This window comes from Myceligenerans halotolerans (assembly GCF_054782975.1).
Genome location: NZ_BAAGRL010000025.1, coordinates 85,265 through 103,140 on the forward strand (window position 1 = coordinate 85,265; position 17,876 = coordinate 103,140).

14 protein-coding genes and 1 pseudogene are annotated in these 17,876 nt (G+C 71.1%); 10 read left to right on the forward strand and 5 right to left on the reverse strand.

Features of this window, described 5'->3' with window-relative positions; genetic code table 11:
- Window positions 1–246 precede the first annotated feature (246 nt).
- From ACYVK5_RS17005 to ACYVK5_RS17025, 5 genes and pseudogenes are all read left to right on the forward strand, one after another.
- A complete protein-coding gene (locus ACYVK5_RS17005) occupies window positions 247–1,023 on the forward strand; it encodes a DeoR/GlpR family DNA-binding transcription regulator (protein ID WP_460707135.1) in 777 nt (258 codons plus the stop codon).
- Between the two features lie 598 nt (window positions 1,024–1,621).
- Complete coding sequence (locus ACYVK5_RS17010) at window positions 1,622–2,983, forward strand: ABC transporter substrate-binding protein (protein ID WP_460707137.1); 1,362 nt, start codon at window positions 1,622–1,624, stop codon at window positions 2,981–2,983.
- A complete protein-coding gene (locus ACYVK5_RS17015; protein WP_460707139.1) occupies window positions 2,980–3,867 on the forward strand; it encodes a carbohydrate ABC transporter permease in 888 nt (295 codons plus the stop codon). Before ACYVK5_RS17010 ends, ACYVK5_RS17015 begins: the two co-directional genes overlap by 4 nt.
- Window positions 3,864–4,742, forward strand: a complete 879-nt coding sequence (locus ACYVK5_RS17020) for a carbohydrate ABC transporter permease (RefSeq protein WP_460707141.1) — start codon at window positions 3,864–3,866, stop codon at window positions 4,740–4,742. Before ACYVK5_RS17015 ends, ACYVK5_RS17020 begins: the two co-directional genes overlap by 4 nt.
- 38 nt (window positions 4,743–4,780) lie before the next feature.
- Window positions 4,781–6,094, forward strand: a pseudogene (locus ACYVK5_RS17025) (mannitol dehydrogenase family protein); the annotation flags it as partial.
- Here ACYVK5_RS17025 and ACYVK5_RS17030 read toward each other — a convergent pair.
- On the reverse strand, window positions 6,074–7,972 hold the full coding sequence (locus ACYVK5_RS17030) for a DEDD exonuclease domain-containing protein (RefSeq protein WP_460707142.1): 1,899 nt from the start codon (window positions 7,970–7,972) through the stop codon (window positions 6,074–6,076). The pseudogene ACYVK5_RS17025 and the gene ACYVK5_RS17030 sit on opposite strands and share 21 nt — an antisense overlap.
- 125 nt (window positions 7,973–8,097) lie before the next feature.
- Window positions 8,098–9,042 carry an ROK family glucokinase gene (locus tag ACYVK5_RS17035; protein WP_460707143.1) on the reverse strand — a complete coding sequence of 315 codons (945 nt, stop codon included), beginning with the start codon at window positions 9,040–9,042 and terminating at the stop codon, window positions 8,098–8,100.
- 254 nt (window positions 9,043–9,296) lie between these two features.
- Here ACYVK5_RS17035 and ACYVK5_RS17040 point away from each other — a divergent pair, with 254 nt between their 5' ends.
- Entirely contained in the window at window positions 9,297–11,123 is a 1,827-nt protein-coding gene (locus tag ACYVK5_RS17040) for an AMP-dependent synthetase/ligase (RefSeq protein ID WP_460707144.1), read from the forward strand.
- A gap of 90 nt (window positions 11,124–11,213) precedes the next feature.
- On the opposite strand, the gene ACYVK5_RS17045 is transcribed toward ACYVK5_RS17040, so the two are convergent.
- The 3 genes from ACYVK5_RS17045 to ACYVK5_RS17055 form a co-directional block, all read right to left on the reverse strand.
- Window positions 11,214–11,414, reverse strand: coding sequence for a hypothetical protein (locus tag ACYVK5_RS17045; RefSeq protein WP_460707145.1), 201 nt, complete (start codon window positions 11,412–11,414; stop codon window positions 11,214–11,216).
- A 34-nt stretch (window positions 11,415–11,448) separates the two neighbouring features.
- A complete protein-coding gene (locus tag ACYVK5_RS17050; protein WP_460707146.1) occupies window positions 11,449–12,324 on the reverse strand; it encodes a hypothetical protein in 876 nt (291 codons plus the stop codon).
- A gap of 62 nt (window positions 12,325–12,386) precedes the next feature.
- The gene (locus ACYVK5_RS17055; protein WP_460707147.1) at window positions 12,387–13,133 is read right to left on the reverse strand and encodes a hypothetical protein; all 747 of its coding nucleotides are present in this window, start codon (window positions 13,131–13,133) and stop codon (window positions 12,387–12,389) included.
- A gap of 67 nt (window positions 13,134–13,200) precedes the next feature.
- Here ACYVK5_RS17055 and ACYVK5_RS17060 point away from each other — a divergent pair, with 67 nt between their 5' ends.
- The 4 genes from ACYVK5_RS17060 (at window position 13,201) to lgt (ending at window position 17,805) form a co-directional block, all read left to right on the forward strand.
- Complete coding sequence (locus ACYVK5_RS17060) at window positions 13,201–13,941, forward strand: lysophospholipid acyltransferase family protein (RefSeq protein WP_460707148.1); 741 nt, start codon at window positions 13,201–13,203, stop codon at window positions 13,939–13,941.
- Window positions 13,942–14,110: 169 nt separating this feature from the next.
- Complete coding sequence (locus ACYVK5_RS17065; protein ID WP_460707149.1) at window positions 14,111–15,331, forward strand: pyrophosphate--fructose-6-phosphate 1-phosphotransferase; 1,221 nt, start codon at window positions 14,111–14,113, stop codon at window positions 15,329–15,331.
- Window positions 15,332–15,339: 8 nt separating this feature from the next.
- Window positions 15,340–16,689 carry a class II 3-deoxy-7-phosphoheptulonate synthase gene (locus ACYVK5_RS17070; RefSeq protein WP_460707150.1) on the forward strand — a complete coding sequence of 450 codons (1,350 nt, stop codon included), beginning with the start codon at window positions 15,340–15,342 and terminating at the stop codon, window positions 16,687–16,689.
- Window positions 16,690–16,773: 84 nt separating this feature from the next.
- Window positions 16,774–17,805 carry a prolipoprotein diacylglyceryl transferase gene (gene lgt, locus ACYVK5_RS17075; protein WP_460707151.1) on the forward strand — a complete coding sequence of 344 codons (1,032 nt, stop codon included), beginning with the start codon at window positions 16,774–16,776 and terminating at the stop codon, window positions 17,803–17,805.
- Window positions 17,806–17,876: the final 71 nt, after the last annotated feature.

Genomic DNA, 17,876 nt, shown 5'->3' on the forward strand with positions numbered 1-17,876 from the left:
GGCGCCATCGTAATCATCTCAGGGGCAGCGCGTGTGGGCGGCGGACGAAGGGTGAGGAACGAGCCACCCGTCCGCCGTGGAACCCGGGGGGAGCTGTCGCGACGGGATCGGGACCGGTCCGGCGTCGGGCCGGTGTTCCTGTCACTGGGGCCACGGCGCACGTGGACTCCTGGCTCCGGGCTTGGCACGATGGGGTGTCATGATGCGGAACCTGACGACGTGGTGTGACCGACGCGGAGGTGCGGCATGAGCGATGTCACGGAACGCACGTCGTCGCGGGCGAAGGAACTGCTCGGTCTGGTGCGCGGGCAGGGGCGGATCGAGGTCAGCGAGTCCGCCCGCCTGCTGGGGGTGTCCCAGGAGACCGTGCGCCGCGAGCTGCGCAAGCTCGAGGCGCAGGGCCTGATCCGGCGCAGCTACGGGCTGGCCTTCCCCGTGGAGTCCAGCACCTTCGAGACGGCGCTGGCGGAGCGCACGCAGAACTTCCCGGAGGAGAAGGCGCGGATCGCGGAGGAGGGTGCCCGGCGTGTCGGGGAGGCCCGCACCATCTTCATCGACGAGGGGTTCCAGTCGCTCCTCCTGGCCCGCTCGATGCCGGACGACCGCGACCTGACGATCGTGACGACGTCCCTCCCGATCGCGTCGGAGCTGTCCGCCCGGGACAACCTCCAGGTGATCATCGTGGGCGGCCGGGTGCGGGGGAACACGCTCGGCGTCGTCGACGGCTGGGCGACCGACATGCTGCGGGGCTTCCGTATGGACCTGGCGTTCATCGGGGCGAACGGCGTGACCGTGTCCGACGGGCTCACGACGCCGGACCCGGCGGTCGCGCACGTGAAGGCCGCGGCGATCGCGTCGAGCCATCGGAAGATCTTCGTGGGGGCGCACCATAAGTTCGGCGTGACGAGCTTCGTGCGCTTCGCCGAACTGACCGACTTCGAAGTGGTGATCACCGGCGTGGAGCTGCCCGCCGCGCGAGCCCGCGTGTTCAGCGAGGCGGGCGCGCACGTCGTCCAGGTCTGACGCACGCCGCTCGCGGGGGCGCGATGGCTGACGGCGGGCGGCCGCCCGCCCGCCCGCAGCCCGCCGCCGCCAGCCGCCCACCGCCGCCAGCCGCCCGCCGACCGCCCGCCGACCACGAGGTTGCTTACGCCAAACCGCCGTTCAGTGCAAGCAACCTCGTGGTCGAGATAAAAGTGTGCCAAGCGCGCGAGCGCCGGCCCTGGGGGCGGGGTGGGGTGGCGGGCGGAGGCGAGACCTTGGCGTGACGTGTGCGTGATCTCAGCGTGACCTGCATGTTGACCGGTTCGGGCGGCGTCGCTTCCGGTTCGTGCGTGTTCTCGGGGTGTCGTTGTGGGGTCGAGCGGCACAAATCTGGCACCGGCGTGTGATCGCGGTCACGGCCTGACCGGACGCCGTGCCCGTTCTCGCGGGGACCCTGACCGGTTCGCGATGCCGTCCTTTGACCGTGTTGCGGGGCGGCCCCAGCATGGCCGTGTTGACCAAGGTCCGCCACGACCAGGCGGGCCATATGACGGCCGACGAGGGACGCGGCACCGGATGATCCGGGGGGCGGCACCCGAGGACGTCGTCACGACACGCAACGACGAGGAGAAGAGCGATGACGCTCACGACGAGGATGCGCCGGGCCGCGGTCCCGGCAGTGCTGGCTGCCGGCGCGCTGGTGACGGCAGGCTGCGCGGGTGCCGGCGGTGGCGGCGGAACGGGCGACGGCGGGGACGGTCCCGTCGAGCTGACGCTCGCCACCGTGAACAACCCGCAGATGAAGGACATGGAGGAGCTCAAGGGCGAATTCGAGGAGTCCCACCCCGACATCACGGTGAACTTCGTGCAGATGGAGGAGAACGATCTGCGCGACGCCGTGACCAAGGACATCGCCACCGGCGGCGGCCAGTACGACATCGTGACGATCGGTTCGTACGAGGTGCCGATCTGGGCCGGGAACGAGTGGCTCGCCGACCTGACGGAACCGCTCACCTCGGACGCGGAGTACGACGTCGACGACCTGTTCGCGCCGGTCAAGGACGTCGTCTCCGTCGACGACAGCCTGTACGCGGTGCCGTTCTACGGCGAGTCGTCGATGCTCATGTACAACAAGGAGATCCTCGACGCGGCCGGCGTCACCCTCTCGGAGAACCCCACCTGGGACGAGGTCGCCGCGGCGGCCCGCGAGGTGCACTCCGACGACGTGACCGGCATCTGCCTGCGCGGCAAGCCCGGCTGGGGTGAGCTGTTCGCCCCGCTGACCACCGTGGTCCAGACCTTCGGCGGCACCTGGTTCGACGAGGACTGGAACGCCCACGTCAACGACCCGGAGTTCAACGAGGCCGTGCAGTTCTACGTCGACCTCGTGGAGGACGCCGGCCCCGCCGACCCGGTCTCGACCGGCTTCACCGAGTGCCTCAACACGATGACCCAGGGCCAGGCCGCCATGTGGGTCGACGCCACCGTCGCCGCCGGCATGCTCGAGGACCCGGAGGCCTCCGAGGTCGCGGGCAAGATGGGCTACGCCCACGCCCCGGTGAAGGAGACCGAGGAGTCCGGCTGGCTGTGGTCCTGGAACCTCGCGATCCCGGAGACCACGCAGAACCAGGACGCCGCCATCGAGTTCATCAAGTGGGCGACCAGCAAGGAGTACCACCAGCTGGTCGGTGAGGAGCTCGGCTGGACCCGCGTGCCCCCGGGCGCGCGCCAGTCGACCTACGAGATCCCGGAGTACGTGGAGGCCGCCGAGTCGTTCGCGCCGATCACGCAGGACATCATGCTGGCCGTCGACCCGACGCAGCCGGGCCTGTACGAGCAGTCCTGGACCGGCATCCAGTACGTGACGATCCCCGAGTTCCAGGACCTGGGCAACCAGGTGTCCCAGGACCTGTCCGACGTGTTCGCCGGGCGTGCCGAGCTCGGTCCCGTCCTCGACCGCGGTCAGGAGCTCGCGCAGGAAGCCGGGGACGCACAGTGACCGGAGGGCGCCGCGGCCTGGCGATCTCCCGTGCGCTGCTGTGGCCGGCGCTGATCGTCGCCATCCTGCTCACGCAGATCCCCCTGGTGGCGACGCTCTACTACTCCTTCCAGGAGTGGAACCTGCTGCGGCCGGGGCAGCGCGGGTTCGTCGGGTTCGACAACTACGCGAAGGTCCTCTCCGACGGCTCGTTCCTGTCCTCGCTCGGAAACACCGTGGTGGTGACGGGCTCGTCCGTGGTGGGGGCCACCCTGCTCGGGCTGCTGTTCGCCGTGCTGATGGACCGCAAGTTCCTGGGCCAGAGCATCGCCCGCACCCTGATGATCACGCCGTTCCTGATCATGCCCGCCGCGGCGGCACTGATCTGGAAGTGGTCGATCCTCGACTTCACGACCGGCATGGCCAACTGGGGCCTGTCGCTGGTGGGCCTCCCGCCGGTGGCATGGAACACGGAGATGCCGGCCGCGACCGTGATCATGGTGCTGATCTGGCAGTACACGCCGTTCGCGATGCTCATCCTCCTCGCGGGGCTGCAGTCGCAGTCCCGCGAGGTCCTGGAGGCGGCCGGCGTGGACGGCGCGGGCCCGTTCCGCACGTTCACGGCGATCACGCTGCCGCACCTGCGCCAGTACGTCGAGATCACGGTGCTGCTCGCGACGATCCTGCTGCTCCAGGTCTTCGACCCGGTGGCGATCATGACCAGGGGTACGGGCGGCAGCAAGACCCTGTCGTACCTGCTCTACGAGCGGGCGTTCATCGGCCTCGAGGTCGGTGAGGCCGCCGCCTACGGCGTCATGACGGTGATCGTCACGATCATCGTGGCCACGGTGGCGCTGCGCACGCTCTTCAAGGTCTTCTCGGAGGAAGGGCTGATGAACCGATGACTACGACCACGCTCGGCCTTCCCGTCACGAAGGCACCGCCCCGCAAGCCCGCCAGATGGGCGTCCCGCCGCGTGCGCGGGATCGCGCTCACCACCGTGACGTGGATCGCGGTGCTCGTGTTCTTCTTCCCGGTCGTGTGGATGGTGTTCACCGCCTTCAAGCCGGAGAGCCAGGCGGCGACCCTGCCGCCCACGTTCACCCCGGACCTGACGCTCGACCGTTTCGAGGCCGTGTTCGCCCGGGACATGCTGCCGTACCTGATCAACTCGGCCAGCGCGAGCATCGGATCCACCCTGCTCGTCCTGACGCTCGCCGTCCCGGCGGCGTACGCGCTGAGCATCCGGCCCGTCAAGAACGTGCGTGACCCGCTGTTCTTCCTCATCTCGACGAAGTTCATGCCCGTGGCGGCGTCGATCATCCCCGTGTACCTGCTCCTGCAGGCCGTGGGCGGGCTCGACAACATCACGTGGCTGACGATCATGTACGTCGGCGTCAACCTGCCGATCGCGGTCTGGATGATGCGGTCGTTCCTGGCCGAGGTGCCGCGCGAGATCATCGAGGCCGCGCAGATCGACGGCGCGGGCCTGCGTACGGAGATCTTCCGCGTGGTGCTGCCGATCGTCCTGCCCGGCGTCGCCGCGGCCGGCCTGATCTGCTTCATCTTCGCCTGGAACGAGTTCTTCCTGGCCAACCTGCTGACCACGCAGGTGGCCCGGACGACGCCACCCGTGCTCGGGAGCTTCGTGGACGGCCGAGGACAGTTCCTGTCGGTGCTGTCCGCGGCGTCCACGATCGCGATCGTGCCCGTCGTGATCGCGGGCTGGGTCGCGCAGAAACAGCTGGTGCGGGGGCTCGCGATGGGTGCCATCAAGTGACACGTGAACGAGTGGGCGAGGACAGCGAGGACCGATCGATGACAGCAGACCTGGCGGCCCTCGAGGCCCCGTACGACCGGTCCGGGATCACCCCCGGGATCGTGCACATCGGGGTCGGCGGGTTCCACCGCGCGCACCAGGCCGTGGTGGTCGACGACCTGCTGCGTCACGGAGGGCACCGGGACTGGGGCATCAGCGGCGTCGGGCTGCTGCCGGGCGACGCCCGCATGCGAGACGCCCTGGCTGCCCAGGACAACCTGTACACGCTGGTGATCAAGCACCCGAACGGGGCGCTGGAGCACCGCACGGTCGGCAGCATCGTGGAGTACCTGCTCGCGCCGGACGATCCCGAGGCGGTCCTCGAGCGCCTGGCCGACCCGGCCACGCGGATCGTGTCCCTCACGATCACCGAGGGCGGGTACAACTTCGACCAGGTCACCGGCGAGTTCGACACGACCGACCCCGCCGTCGTCGCCGACGCCGCGCCCGGAGCCGTCCCCACGACCGTCTTCGGGTACGTGGTGGAGGCGCTGGCGCGGCGCCGCGAGCGCGGCATGGCGCCGTTCACGGTGATGTCGTGCGACAACGTGCAGGGGAACGGTGCGAAGGCCCGCGCGGTGTTCTCGGCGTTCGCCGGCCTGCGGGACGCAGGGCTCGCGGACTGGGTCCGCACGGAGGTCGCGTTCCCGAACTCGATGGTGGACCGGATCACGCCGGTCACCACCGACGCGGACCGGGAGCTGGTGAAGGAACGCATCGGCGTCGAGGACCGCTGGCCGGTGGTCGCCGAGCCGTTCTTCCAGTGGGTGCTGGAGGACGTGTTCCCGCTCGGCCGCCCGGAGTGGGCGGACGCCGGCGTGCAACTGGTCGACGACGTCGAGCCGTACGAGCTGATGAAGCTCCGCCTGCTCAACGCGTCGCATCAGGCGATGGCCTACTTCGGCTACCTGGCCGGGCATCGGTACGCCCACGAGGCGACCGCGGACCCGGCGATCGCGGCGCTGCTGCTCGCCTACATGGAGGCCGAGGCGACCCCGACGCTGCAGCCCGTGCCGGGGATCGACCTGTACGACTACCGCGCCACCCTGCTGGCCCGCTTCGGGAACCCCGAGGTGCGGGACACGCTCGCCCGGCTGTGCATGGAGTCGTCGGACCGTATCCCGAAGTGGCTCGTGCCGGTCATCCGGGAGCGCCTGGCGGCGGGCGGGGACGTGCGGCTGTCGGCGGCGGTCGTGGCGAGCTGGGCGCGCTACGCGGAGGGCGTGGACGAGGACGGGCGGCCGATCGACGTCAACGACCGGCTGGCCGACATCCTGGTGTCGCGCGCGCGGTCACAGCGGTCCGATCCGCTCGCGTTCCTGCGGGATCCCAGCCTGTTCGGTGATCTCGTCGACGAGCCCCGGTTCACGGAGCCCTACCTCGATGTGCTGGGCAAGCTCCACACGATCGGTGCCGCCGCCACCCTCAAGCGGCTGGTCGGGGAGTGATCCGGCCGGGGAGACCGTGACCTCCTCCCGCACCCTGTCCGCCGCCCACGCGAGATCCGCGTGGGCGGCGGCGCCGCGCACGGGGCACGTCAGCTCGCCTTCGACGACGACGAGCCGCACGCCGGGCTGGTCCAGCCAGCCGAGGATCAGGTCGGCCTCCTCCGGGTGGCTCGCCGGTGCCGGCGCGATCGGTGCCGCGACGGATTCGGCCGTCGCCCTGACGGCGGAGACCACCTCCAGCGGGTCCTGGCCGCGCGCACTGACGGCGGTCCCGGCCAGACGCCCGTGCCGTACGACCACCACCTCCCAGCCGCCCGGCTCGCCCGGCGCCCCTGCCAGGCCCGCGGGCCGCGCCGCGACGAGCTCGGCGCACCGGGCCAGCGGGTCCAGGCGCTGAGCACGCCGTGCGCCGTGCACGAAGGTCCGCAGGCGCCGCGTCACCTCGCCGGCCTCCTCGAAGCGCTCCTGCGCGGCCAGCCGCGCGATGCGGGCGGACAGCGCCTCCACCACGGGCGACGGGTCGCCGTCGAGGACGGCGCGGGCGACCGCCGACACGCCGTCGTACGCCTCGTCCGGGCTGGTCGCCACGCACGGCGCCGAGCAGCGCCCCATCCCGGCCAGCGCGCACGGACTGCCCGGCTGCCGCGGGACGCGGGCGATCCGCGCCGTGCACTGGCGCAGCGGCAGCGCGTCGTGCAGGGCCGCCACCGCCTCCTTCGCGGCCCGTGACCCGCCGAACGGCCCGATGTGGGCGATGCCCGAGGTGGTGTCCCGCACCACCGACAGGCGCGGGTACGGCTCGTCGGTGAGCCGCACCCACACGGCACGCTCCGGGTGCTTGGAGCGCCGGTTGTACCGCGGCTCGTGCTCGGCGATCAGCCGCAGCTCGCGCACCTGGGCCTCCAGCGGCGTCGCGCACACCACCGGCGTGACACGCTCCGCGATCCGCACCATCTCCGTGACCCGGCGCCGCTTCTCCGCGGCGGTGAAGTACGAGCGCACCCGCTTGTGGATGTTCGTGCTGGTCCCGACGTACAGCACCTCGTCGCCCGGCCCCCGGAACAGGTAGACGCCGGGCGCCTGGGGCAGGCCGTCGGCCAGGTGCCGCTTGGCCCGGACGTCCGGCGGGACCGGATCGGCGGCGGTCCGCAGATCCTCCAGGTGGGTGATGCCCATCGGACCCATGCGGTCGAAGAGCGCGTGCAGGACGTCGACCGTGGCGCGCGCGTCCGACAGCGCGCGGTGGTCCGGCGTCACCTCCGCGCGGAAGAGGCGCGCGAGCGTGGCCAGCTTGTGGTTGGGCGCCTCGTCCCGCGTGACCACCTTCCGGGCCAGCGGCACCGTGTCGACCACCGGGAAGCCCGGCCAGGGATAGTCCAGCCGCTCGCACGCGGCCTTGAGGAAGCCGACGTCGAACGGCGCATTGTGTGCCACCAGCACCGAGTCGTGCGCGAACTCCAGGAAGCTCGGCAGCACCTTTTCGAGGTCCGGCGCCGTGGCGACCATGGCGTTCGTGATCCCGGTCAGCCGCGCGACGAAGGCAGGGACCGGCTGCCCGGGATTGACCAGGGACTGGAACTCGCCCAGCTTCTGCCCGCCGCGCACCTTCACGGCCCCGATCTCCGTGATCCCGCCCTCGCTCGCACGGGTCCCGGTGGTCTCGAGGTCGACCACGACGAACGTGACGTCCCGCAGGGGCGTCCCCAGCTCCTCGAACGTGGCCTGATACCCGGTGGTGTTCACGGGCCCGAACACTAGTACGGGTCACTGACACGGCGGTTCGGCCGCGCGGAGCGCGAACCGACTCGTCTGCCCTCCGCGCCGGGCCCTCCGTCGCGTTCGCGTCGGGCCGACGCCGCGGGAGATGCTCAGCGCCGCGCCAGGTCGGCCGCGCCGACGATGCCCGCCTCGTTGCCGTGCCGGGCGAGCTCGATCTGCGCCACGGGCCGGTGACCGAGCGCCGAGAGCTGTGCCTCGTAGCCGCGCCGCACGGGCCCGAGCAGGAGTTCGCCGGCCGCGCCGACGCCGCCGCCGATCACGAAGATCTCCGGATCGAGCAGCGCCGCCACCGACGCCGCGCCCTCGCCGATCCAGCGGCCCAGCGTCGCGAGCAGCTCGATCGCGAGCTCGTCGCCCTCCTTCGCGGCCCGGGTGACCTGCGGTCCGCGGATCTCCGCCGGGGAGCCCCCGGCCAGCTCCAGGAGCCGCGTCGCGCGCTCCGGGTCGGCGACGGCGGCGTGCTGCGCGTCACGGACCAGCGCGGTGCCGGAGGCGTACTGCTCCCAGCAGCCCTCGTGCCCGCAGCCGCAGTAGTGCCCCTCCGGGACGACCCGCATGTGCCCCACCTCGGCCGCGACGCCCCACTTGCCGCGCACCAGTTCCCCGCCCACGATGACGGCACCCCCCAGGCCGGTGCCGACGGTGAGCATGATCATGTCGGTGGCCGCCCTGCCCGCGCCGAACCGGAACTCGGCCCAGCCCGCGGCGTTCGCGTCGTTCTCCACGACGATCGGCGCGTCGGAGTCGATCAGCGCGGCGACCTTCTCCGCGAGCGGGTACTCGCGCCACGCGATGTTCGGCGCGAAGTTCACGCCCCGGCGGTCGGGGCTCACGAAGCCCGCCGCGGCCAGGCCGATCGCACCGACGTCGTGCTCCTTGGTCAGCTCGGTCACGGCATCGGCGATGGCCCGGTCGATGTCGGCCACGTCGTCGGCCGCCGTCTCGCGCCGCACCTGGGCGAGGATCCGCCCGTCCTCGTCGACCACGCCCACGGCGATCTTCGTGCCGCCGATGTCGACTCCGATGGCGTGCATGACGTCGTCCTTCACTGTCGCAGGGATCCTCGTGACGAGCGCCCGTGGCCCGGCCCGAGAGGGCCGACACACGGGCGCGGGACACCAGGGTATCCGTCGCCCGCGACACGGAGACACCCCGTCCGCGTGGTGGCTGCGCCCGGGCTCGACCGCCGTTGAGACGCGATCTCATAACTACCTGAGACTCGGTGTATCTCCGCGCGTCGTTTCCCGGTATCTTGGCTGCCACGATCTTTACTGCCACTGGAGTCAGCATGAACGAGGTCCACGCACCGCAGCTCGTCGAGCTGCCCCCCACTTACAACACCAGCGAGCTGCTTGCCGACCGGGTCGCCGCCGATCCGGCCAAGCACCTGATGGAGCGGCCTGACGGCGCGGGTGGCTGGATTCCCGTCACCGCGAGCGAGTTCGACGCCCAGGTGGTCGCCGTCGCGAAGGGCCTCGTCGCCCGCGGCGTCCAGCCGGGCGACAGCGTCGCGATCATGTCGGCCACCCGGTACGAATGGGCGCTGCTGGACTTCGCGATCTGGGCCGCCGGCGCCGTCACCGTGCCGATCTACGAGACCTCGAGCGCCGAGCAGGTCGAATGGATCTGCGGTGACTCGAAGGTGACACTCGTGGTCGCCGAGACGCCCGAGCACGCGGAGACCGTCAGCGAGGTGCACGACGCGCTCGGCGATCTGCGCGAGATCCTCGTGATCACAGACGGCGCCATCGACACACTCGTCGCCGACGGCGCCGGCGTCGAGGACGCCGAGATCGAGCGCCGGCGTAGGCTCGCCGGCCTGGACGACCTCGCCACCATTATCTACACCTCGGGCACGACGGGCCGCCCGAAGGGCGTCGAGCTGACTCACCGCAACTTCACGTCACTCACCGTCAACGCCGTCAAGGACAACCCGGAGGTGTTCGCCGAGGGCGGCCGCACCCTCCTGTTCATCCCCATGGCGCACGTCTTCGCGCGGTTCGTCCACGTGCTCGCCGTCGCCGCGGGGACGACGGCCGGCCACTGGAGCGACACGACGACGCTCGTCGACCAGTTCGGCAGCTTCAAGCCGACCTTCATCCTCGCGGTCCCCCGCGTGTTCGAGAAGGTGTACAACACCGCCGAGCAGACCGCGGCCGCCGGCGGCAAGGTGAAGATCTTCCACTGGGCGGCGCGCACGGGCATCGCCTACTCGCGGGCGCTCGACACGCCGTCGGGCCCCGGCCTCGGCCTGAAGATCCAGCACAAGGTCGCCGACAGACTCGTGTTCTCCAAGCTGCGCGCGCGGCTCGGCGGCCACGCGAAGCACGCGGTCTCGGGCGGCGGCCCGCTCGGCGAGCGCCTCGGGCACTTCTACCGCGGCCTCGGCCTCACCATTCTCGAGGGCTACGGCCTCACCGAGTCCACCGCGCCCGCCACCGTGAACAAGACGGACGACCAGAAGATCGGGTCCGTCGGCCTCGCGCTGCCGGGCTGCGGCCTGGCGATCGCCGACGACGGCGAGGTGCTGCTCAAGGGGCACGGCGTGTTCGGCGCCTATCACAACAACGTGGAGGCCACCGCCGAGTCGTTCACCGCCGACGGCTGGTTCCGCACCGGTGACCTCGGCGAGATCGACGACCGCGGCTTCCTCACCATCACGGGCCGCAAGAAGGAGATCATCGTCACGGCGGGCGGCAAGAACGTGGCGCCGTCGGTGCTGGAGGACCGCATCCGCGCGCACCCCCTGGTCAGCCAGTGCGTCGTCGTCGGCGACAACAAGCCGTTCATCGGCGCGATGATCACGCTCGACGCGGAGGGCCTGCCGGGCTGGCTGAAGATGCACGGCAAGCCGGCGATGAGCACCGACGAGGCGCGCACCGACCCGGACGTCCTGGCCACCCTGGACCAGGCGATCCAGCGCGCGAACGACGCCGTGTCCAAGGCGGAGTCGATCCGCAAGTACACGGTCATCCCGGGCGACCTGACGATCGAGAACGGCTACCTCACGCCGAAGCAGTCGGTCCGCCGCGCGGTGGTCCTCAAGGACTTCGACTCCGAGGTGGAGCGCCTGTACGCGGACAAGAACAAGGACTCGCTGCACCTGATCGGCTGACCGGTCACCGCGCGACGGCGGTCCGGGGTGCCTTCCGCGTTCCGCGGCGGGCACCCCGGGCCCCGGAGCCGTGCCGGAGGCGGGGGAACATCACCGCACAGCGGTGCGCAGTTCGCGGAACGTGACCTGCAGCGCCGCGGTCACGGTCAGGTGCGCCGCCCAGCCCGTCGCGAGGGCGAGCACCACCGAGTGGTGCTGCGTCAGCGCATATCCCGTCAGGAACGCCGCCAGTGCGGGAGGCTGTAGACGAATACCTGGATCCGGGGCGAGCGTACGAGGCCGATCGACCATACGGTCAGGGTGAGAAGCGCGCAGGTCAGCAGGGTCACGGCAGGTCGGACGACGGCGCGCCCGCGGCGGGCTCCTCGGTCATCCGCGTGGCGAAGTCGGCGGTACGGCGACACTCGTCGAAGGTGCGCCGCAGCCGGTCGAGATCCCCGGTGTTGATCGTGAAGCAGTTGCCCACCACGTCGCCGTGAGCGTTGGTGCGGGCCTCCCACCCGGCCTTCCGGTCCCACAGCACGAGGTTCATCGCGAGGCCAGGGGCGATCCGGCCACGGTGCACGACGCCGACCTGGACGCCGGCTTCGCGGTGCTGGGCGATGAGCGCTCGCAGCTCGTCGGTCATCGCGCTGTACACGAAGATGCGCGTCACCTCGACGCCCCGCTCGAGCGCGTCGAGGTTCGCCCGCCAGTACTGCTCCCCGACGGTGTCGGACCACCAGGCGGAGTCGTGAGGGTCCGGGGTGTGGATGTTGGTGACCGCCACGATCTCGCGCCGCGCCGCGCGGGTGCGGTCGAGTAGCGCTCCCGCGTCGCTCCGCGCGGTCAGGACCCGGCCCTCACCCATCTGGACCAGATCCGCCGCGAGCGCGCCGAACCGCGCGGCGACCTCGCGCTCGACAAGCGTTCCAGGGTGTTCCACGACGACATGTGCCGCGCGTTCGAGGAGCCGCTCCACCTGCAGGTCGGCGGCCGCATCACGCTCCGCCAGGGCGCGCCACCGGAAGCGCCGCTCGGCCCGGACGGTCGTATCGACCACCGTGGTCAGCGTTGTGCCGACAAGACCGATGAGGATCGACTCGCCGGTGGTCGTCGCATCGGTGAGGTCGAGCACGATCGAGAGCCCGACGGACAGCAGCACGCCGATGATGAGTACGGGGTCCGCATAGCGGGCGATCGTTGCAACAGGGCCTGCCACCTCGACAGCTTAGCGCGCATATCGGACATGCTGGTGGGTTCGCCGGGTGGGGCCCCGCTGGTTCACACGACCGCTCCGGGGTCGTCGTCCTCCGGGTCGCGGTGGTGCGGCATGCGCCAGAGCAGGACGCCCAGACCGGCGACGAACAGTCCGAGGGCGACCTGTCCCACCAGGGCCGGGATGGTGAAGGTGGGGATCGCGGCCACGATGATGACGCTCACCAGGGCGAGGATCGGGATGCCCGCCACGGCGATCCACGCCATCGTGAGCAGCGGGTCCTTGTCGCTCAGCAGCGGCTCGGGCTCGGGCGGCGTGAAGTGGGTGTCCGCCTCCTCCAGCGCTTCCACCCCGGGCGTGACGGGCCAGTCGCGCGGGCCGGACGCGCGCCCGACGCCGGGAGGTAACGACCGCCCGTCGGGTATCTCGCCCTGCGCGCCGAACGGCCGGTCGTCGTCCGGCGGCAGCGCGCCGGGCGACGAGCCGTCACCACGATCGTCGTCGGCGGGACCGGTCGTGGCGCGGTCGGCGTCGGCCCCGTCGGGGCGGGCGTCGGCCCGGCGCAGTCCGCCCGGCGGGTCGGGCGTCTCCGGGACCGAGGTGCGTGTCGCGGACCCGGCCGTGCCCGCGCCGAGGTCACCCAGCGAGGCCACGAGGTCGGCGAACCGCGCGTCGACGGTCTCGTCCGCCAGCTCGTCGGGTTCCGGCGCGCGCTCGTTCGTCCCCGGCCCGGCGTCTTCGCTACGGTCTGCGGGAGGTGTCGGCTCGTCGGGCTGGTCGTCGTCGCGGTCGTCCGTGTTCGAAGCGGCCATGAGGCACACTCTAATTTGGATGTCGGGCCGGGACGGACTCCGCCACGACGCAGTGCGAGGAGGACTCTTGTTCTACTGGGTGATGAAGCATGTCGTGGTCGGGCCGCTGCTGCGGTTGGCGTACCGTCCGTGGGTCGAGGGCAGGAAGAACGTTCCCCGCCGCGGCGCGGCGATCCTGGCCGGGAACCACCTCGCGGTGATCGACTCGTTCATCCTCCCGCTGATGCTGCCGCGGCAGGTCAAGTTCCTCGGCAAGTCGGACTACTTCACCGGCCGCGGCATCAAGGGCAGGCTCACCGCGTGGTTCATGACGGGGATCGGCACGATCCCGATCGACCGGTCCGGGGGAGCCGCGAGCGAGGCTGCGATCAGCACCGGTCTGCGCGTCCTGGCCGACGGCGACCTGCTGGGCATCTACCCGGAGGGCACCCGCAGTCCCGACGGGCGGCTGTACAAGGCGAAGACGGGCGTGGCGCGGATGGCGCTGGAGTCGGGCGTCCCGGTGATCCCGGTCGTGATGGTCGGCACCGACGAGGCACAGCCCGTGGGCCGCGTCGTGCCGAAGTTCATGCCGCTCGGCGCGCGCATCGGTGAACCGCTCGACTTCTCCCACCTGAGGCACAAGTCCACGGACCACGCGACGCTGCGCCGGGTCGCCGACGAGATCATGGAGGCGATCCTGGCGCTGTCGGACCAGGAGTACGTCGACGTCTACGCGGCGACCGAGAAGGCGAGTACGGCGGCGGGCCGCGCGCCGACGCAAGCGACGCGGTACCTGCCGACGCGGCGCCCGCCGCGGCGTGACTGACGGCTCGCACCGGAAAGTGGCGGGGACGTGACCGGCGGCCCTGATCGATCTGTGGACAAGCACAAGGCCCGCACCGGGGTGCGTCAGTAGGATGGCGAGGACAGGGCGGGCGCCGCCGGACAGGCGCGCCGGCCCGCAGGAACTCCCCTAACCGAGAGGTGTATCTGCGATGGCTGTTCGTCGCGTGGCTCTGCTGACCGCCGGGGGCTTCGCCCCTTGCCTGTCGTCCGCGGTCGGTGGACTGATCGAGCGCTACACGGAGCTCGATCCCACGATCGAGATCATCGCCTACCAGCACGGTTACCACGGCCTGCTGACGGGTACCAAGATCGTCGTCGACGACGAGGCGCGGAAGAGGGCGGGCGTGCTGCACCGCTTCGGCGGATCGCCGATCGGCAACTCGCGCGTGAAGCTCACGAACGTCAAGGACTGCGTGAAGCGCGGGCTCGTGCAGGAGGGGCAGAACCCCCTGCACGTCGCCGCGGAGCGGCTGAAGGCCGACGGCGTGGACGTGTTGCACACCATCGGTGGCGACGACACGAACACGACGGCCGCGGATCTGGCGGCCTACCTGCACGAGAACGACTACGACCTGACGGTGGTGGGCCTGCCCAAGACCATCGACAACGACGTGGTGCCGATCCGGCAGTCGCTGGGCGCGTGGACCGCCGCCGAGGAGGGCGCGAAGTTCGCGGCGAACGTCATCGGCGAGAACCGCGTGGGCCCGCGCATGCTGATCATCCACGAGGTCATGGGCCGCCACTGCGGGTGGCTGACCGCCGCCACCGCCGCGGAGTACCGCAAGTGGCTGGACGCCCAGGAGTGGGTGCCGAGCCTCGGCCTGAGCCGTGAGCGCTGGGACGTGCACGCGGTGTTCCTGCCGGAGCTGGAGATCGACATCGACGCGGAGGCCAAGCGCCTGCGCACCGTCATGGACGAGCAGGGCAACGTCAACATCTTCCTGTCGGAGGGTGCGGGCCTGAACGAGATCGTCGCGCAGCTCGAGGCCGCCGGCGAGGAGGTGCAGCGCGACCCGTTCGGGCACGTGAAGCTCGACTTCGTGAACCCGGGCCAGTGGTTCGCCAAGCAGTTCGCCGAGAAGCTGGGCGCCGAGAAGGTGATGGTGCAGAAGTCCGGCTACTACTCGCGCGCCGCGGCCGCGAACGCCGAGGACCTGCGCCTCATCAAGTCGATGACGGACCTGGCCGTCGAGTGCGCGCTGCGCTCCGAGTCGGGCGTGATCGGGCACGACGAGACGGACGGCGACCGCCTCAAGGCCATCCCGTTCCCGCGGATCGCGGGCGGCAAGGCGTTCGACACCTCGGCGCCGTGGTTCGGCGAGATGCTCTCCGACCTCGGCCAGCCGCTGGTGCCCGCGGCGGCGCACTGACCGGGTCGATGAGCACCGTCGCCGATGACGCCCTGGCCGCAGGGCTCGATCACTTCCGTACGCTCGAGGCCCGTCAGCAGCCGGTCTGGCCCGACCCGGCCGCGCTGGCGGCGGTGACGACGCGCCTCGAGCACGCCGCGCCGCTGGCGGCTCCGGCCGACGCCGACACCCTCAGGGAACGCCTTGCCGCCGCCGGGCGGGGCGAGGCGTTCCTGCTGCAGGGCGGGGACTGCGCCGAGTCGTTCGCGGACGCGCACGCGGACCGCATCCGCAACAAGGTCCGCACCATCCTGCAGATGGCCGTGATCCTCACGCACTCCGCGTCGACGCCCGTGGTGAAGATGGGGCGGATGGCCGGGCAGTACGCCAAGCCCCGGTCCAGCAACGAGGAGACGCGGGACGGCATCACGCTGCCCGCCTACCGCGGGGACATGGTCAACGGGCACGCGTTCACCAAGGAGTCGCGCGTCCCGGACCCGGTGCGGCTGGAGCAGGCGTACCGGATCTCGTCGGCGACGGCGAACGTGGTGCGCGCGTTCACCACCGGCGGTTTCGCCGACCTGCGTCAGGTGCACGAGTGGAACCGCGGCTTCATGACGAACCCGGCCTACGCGCGCTACGAGCGGACCGCGGACGAGATCGACCGCGCGATGCGGTTCATGGACGCGTGTGGCGCGGACTTCGACGCGCTGCGGTCGGTCGAATTCTTCGTCAGCCACGAGGCGCTCATCCTGGACTACGAGCGGGCGCTGACGCGCTACGACCAGCGGACGGGCCGCGCGTACGACACGAGCGGCCACTTCCTGTGGATCGGGGAGCGGACCCGGCAGCTGGACGGTGCCCACGTGGACTTCCTGTCGCGCGTGTCGAACCCGATCGGGGTGAAGCTCGGCCCGACGACGGCACCGCAGGATGCGCTCGCGCTGGCCGAGCGGCTGAACCCGGACAACGAGCCCGGGCGCCTCACCTTCATCACGCGGATGGGCGCCGGGAAGATCCGGGACGTACTGCCCTCGCTGGTCGAGGCGGTCACCTGGGCGGGGGTGAACGTCACCTGGGTGACGGACCCGATGCACGGGAACACGATCACCTCGGACTCCGGGTACAAGACCCGCCGTCTGTCGGACGTGCTCGACGAGGTCGCGGGATTCTTCGAGGTGCATCAGGCGCTGGGCACGGTGCCCGGTGGCCTGCACGTGGAACTCACGGGAGACGACGTCACCGAGGTGCTGGGCGGCGCGGAGAAGATCTCGGACGCGGGCCTGGCGCTGCGCTACGAGACGCTCGTGGACCCACGGCTCAACCACCAGCAGTCCCTGGAGCTCGCCTTCCAGGTAGCGGAGATGATCCGCCAGTAGTCTGCCCCACGGCGTCGCGGGTATCGTCCGCATCGCAGGTGGGAGTGCTCGCACGCCAGCTTCGACAAGAGAGGCAGTTGATCCGTGCTCTACGCGATCCCCAGCCCGCCCCTGGAGTGGAACGCCATCACCCTGGGCCCGCTGACGATCCACGTCTACGCGCTGTGGCTGCTCGCGGGGATCGCCGCCGCCGCGTACCTCACGCAGTGGCGGCTGACCCGGCGAGGTGCGCCGTCCGACGTCGTGCTCGACATCGTGCTCTGGGCGGTGCCGCTCGGCATCGTCGGAGCGCGCATCTACCACGTGCTCACCCACACGCAGGACTACTTCTACGCGGGCGCCGACCCGTGGGACGTGGTGCGCATCTGGGACGGTGGCAACGCGATCTTCGGGGCGCTGATCGGCGGGGGCGTCGGTGCGTGGATCGCCTGCCGGAGGGCAGGCATCCGATTCTGGTCGTTCGCGGACGCGCTCGCGCCCGCGATGCTGATCGCGCAGGCGATCGGGCGCGGCGGCAACTGGTGGAACCACGAGCTGTTCGGCAACCCGACGACCCTGCCCTGGGGCCTGGAGATCGACCCGGCAGCGGCGATGTTCCCCGCCGGTGCGGCGGCCGGCACGCTGTTCCATCCGCTGTTCCTGTACGAGGCGGTGTGGAACCTGGTCGGTGCCGGGCTGCTGCTGGCGCTGGACCGGCGGCTCCACCTGCGATGGGGGCGCCTGTTCGCGCTCTACATGGTCTGGTACGGGGTGGGCCGGGCATGGCTGGAGCTGCTGCGGATCGATCCGACCAGCGACACCTACCTGGGCCTTCCCGCGAACTCGGCGGTGGCCATCGTGGTGGCCCTGCTCGGCATCGCGCTGTTCGTGCTCCGGGGGCGGCAGCACCCGGAGCGGGAGGCGTCGGTGTTCATCCCCGGCCGTGAGCCGGACACGAACGACGACGGCGCTGGCGACGACGGCGCCGGCGACGAGGAGAAGGGCACGGACGCCGCGGAGAAGGACGCCGCCGCCGACGCCCGCGCCGGCGAGGGAGACGCAGAGAAGAACGCCGGCGACAACGCCCGCGCCGGCGAGGAAGACGCGGCCTCGGCCGAGTCGTCGTCGGACAGCTGACCTTGTCGGACGGCTGACGCCGTCGGAGGGCTGACGTCGTCGGACGGCTGAGTTCGGAACGAGGTTGCCGG

Bases quoted from the DNA above. Each gene is read 5' to 3' on its own strand.
- ACYVK5_RS17005 (WP_460707135.1), top strand. From the start codon at position 247: ATGAGCGATGTCACGGAACGCACGTCGTCGCGGGCGAAGGAACTGCTC.
- ACYVK5_RS17010 (WP_460707137.1), top strand. From the start codon at position 1,622: ATGACGCTCACGACGAGGATGCGCCGGGCCGCGGTCCCGGCAGTGCTG.
- ACYVK5_RS17020 (WP_460707141.1), top strand. From the start codon at position 3,864: ATGACTACGACCACGCTCGGCCTTCCCGTCACGAAGGCACCGCCCCGC.
- ACYVK5_RS17035 (WP_460707143.1), bottom strand. From the start codon at position 9,042: ATGCACGCCATCGGAGTCGACATCGGCGGCACGAAGATCGCCGTGGGC.
- ACYVK5_RS17040 (WP_460707144.1), top strand. From the start codon at position 9,297: ATGAACGAGGTCCACGCACCGCAGCTCGTCGAGCTGCCCCCCACTTAC.
- ACYVK5_RS17045 (WP_460707145.1), bottom strand. From the start codon at position 11,414: ATGGTCGATCGGCCTCGTACGCTCGCCCCGGATCCAGGTATTCGTCTA.
- ACYVK5_RS17055 (WP_460707147.1), bottom strand. From the start codon at position 13,133: ATGGCCGCTTCGAACACGGACGACCGCGACGACGACCAGCCCGACGAG.
- ACYVK5_RS17065 (WP_460707149.1), top strand. From the start codon at position 14,111: ATGGCTGTTCGTCGCGTGGCTCTGCTGACCGCCGGGGGCTTCGCCCCT.
- ACYVK5_RS17070 (WP_460707150.1), top strand. From the start codon at position 15,340: ATGAGCACCGTCGCCGATGACGCCCTGGCCGCAGGGCTCGATCACTTC.